General features: G+C 50.1%; 2 protein-coding genes. Both read left to right on the top strand.

Annotation, left to right across the window (positions count from 1 at the left end):
• Window positions 1-1,071, top strand: a 1,071-nt coding sequence (locus tag B2751_RS12770) for a S8 family serine peptidase (protein WP_290775119.1), incomplete at its 5' end; no start/stop codon positions are given.
• A 137-nt stretch (window positions 1,072-1,208) separates the two neighbouring features.
• On the top strand, window positions 1,209-2,524 hold a 1,316-nt coding region (locus B2751_RS12765), incomplete at its 3' end, for a S8 family serine peptidase (protein WP_290775133.1).

Genomic DNA, 2,524 nt, shown 5'->3' with positions numbered 1-2,524 from the left:
GGTGCAATGCGAGCGCAAGCCTTCGGCGCCTTAAAAGTAGAGTCGGTCGCGTCCGAGCTTCGAATCGAGCGACTCGTCTATGCTTCCTATGCAGAAGCGAAAGCAGCGCAACAGAAATTCGAACGCTCATCAGCTGTCGCGTTCGCGGAGTTCGATGCACCAATTCAAGCATTCGGAGTCGATGCCTATCAGAAATATCAATGGTCCTTGCAGAATACGGGGCAAAAGAAAGGTCTCAAAGGGGCGGATATCGGTTTCGTCGCCATGCAAAAACGGATCAAAGGTAAAAAGTTATCTGCAACCAAAGTCGCAGTCCTTGATTCTGGTATCAATCCGAGTTACGCCGACTTCGCAGGGAAAGTCCGCATGGATCTTGGCTATGATTTCATCAATGGTGATAAGAGCGCCTGGGATGATAACGGACATGGCTCGCATGTCGCTGGGGTCATTGCAGCTGGAGGAAATAACACATACGGAATGACCGGCATCAATCCGATGGCGACGTTGATTCCGATTAAGGTCCTCGATGACTCAGGCGCTGGTTCAGTGTCAGGACTCGTCAAAGGCATTCAGCATGCGACGAAACAAGGTGCTCGGGTCATCAACATGAGTCTCGGTGGGAGTTCCTCTTCGAAATCGATTGAGTCGGCGTTAGCAGCAGCAGTCAAGAAGAATGTCCTGATCGTTGCAGCTTCCGGGAACGAAGGGCGTGGAACGATTGCTTATCCGGCTCGTTCGAAATATGTCTTGTCGGTCGGGGCGACAGGACGAAAAGATACGAAAGCCTCGTTCTCGAACTACGGGACGGGACTCGACCTTGTCGCACCGGGTGTCTCGATTCCAAGCTACCTCGCGGATGGGGAGTTGCTGTACGGTAGCGGAACCTCGATGGCGACGCCACACGTCGCTGGTGTCGCGAGTCTCTTGATCAGTTTGAAGCCGTCTTTGAAGGCAAGCAGTGTCGAAAGCATCCTCAAGAAATCGGGAAAAGATCTTGGGAAAAAAGGCTATGATACGAGCTATGGTGCTGGTCGGTTGAACGCCAATAGCGCCGTCAAACTGATTCCTTAAATCATTAAAGAAGTCCTGTGCTGACAGGGCTTCTTTTTTTCGGTCCATTCATTGATTGATGGAGGTAAAAAGAACTAGAAAAATCAATTTTTTCCATTATAATGAAAAAGGATACATGAATGAAGGAGTGAAATCATATGAAAAAGATCATCGTCAGCGCTCTCCTCGTGAGTGCGTTTAATACATATACGTTGGATACAACGGAAGCGGTGACAACGGCTAAAAAAGTGCCAGCCATCGAAGCAAAAACGAAAAAAGGCTATATCAAAGGAAAGTTCGACGCGAGTGGGAAAGCGTTGTTCTATTTTGATACGAAGACGTATCTGTCAGGTGGAACACACTTGAAGTTCGCCTTTGATGCTTCCAAAAAAGCGACGGTTTATACGTCGCAGACGGAATACAAACAAAAAGATCCGTATGCGCGGTATGCGAACAGTAAAAAGACACTCTTTTTCCCACTGACGTGGAGTGGGCGACAATACATCGAAGTGACGGGAGCGAAGAATAAGGCGTTCACGATTCCCTATAAGCTCGAACGCCTCGAACCAATTCGGGAATATGCGACAAAATCGGCAACAACTGGACGAGCGACGAGTCTCGTCGTCCGTCTGAACGGGGCGACGAAAGCGAGTACGTTGTCACAGACGTCGCGCGCCGCCCATCACGAAACGATCGACAGTACGTTACGGCTCGAGAAGTTCTCCTACAACAGCTTCATCCAAGCGATGGCAGCCAAACGCCAACTCGAAAAAACGAAGGGCGTCCGGTACGTCGAACTCGATCAACCGATGAAGTTACTCAGTACCGATCCGTTCCAGTCCGTCCAGTGGTCTTTAAAAAATACCGGACAACGTGGTGGTGTCAAAGGAGCGGACATCGGTTATCACGCGATGGTCAAGCGGATTGCTAACAAGTCACGGTCGACTGTCCGTGTAGCGGTCGTCGATACGGGCATCAATCCAACCTATGCGGATTTCGCTGGACGCGTCCGGATGGATCTCGGATACGATTTCGTTCATAAGCGCCAGCTTGCTTATGACGATCATGGACACGGTACACACGTCGCCGGTGTCATTGCCGCAGCATCGAACAATGGCTACGGAATGACAGGGATCAATGATCGAGCAAGCATCATTCCGATTAAAGTCATCTCACGCAATAACTACGCTTCGAACTCGAATATCGCCAAAGGCATTCTGTTTGCCGTAAAACAAAAGGCGAAAGTCATCAACTTAAGTCTTGGCGGTGGCGGTGTCTCTCTCGCGATTGAAGATGCCTTGGCGGAAGCGCGTAAGAAAGGAATCTTCGTCGCAGCAGCAACTGGCAATGAAGGCGCACCAAAACTGTCCTATCCGGCACGCTCGAAATATGTTTTCTCAGTCGGGGCGACGAATCGATTCGATAAACGAGCATCGTTCTCGAACTACGGCGAAGGACTGGATCTCGTCGCACC

The organism is Exiguobacterium sp. UBA6282 (assembly GCF_002440475.1).
Lineage (GTDB): Bacteria > Bacillota > Bacilli > Exiguobacteriales > Exiguobacteriaceae > Exiguobacterium_A.
Note: the sequence above shows the minus strand (reverse complement) of the source record. Positions and strands in the feature narration are given on the sequence as shown.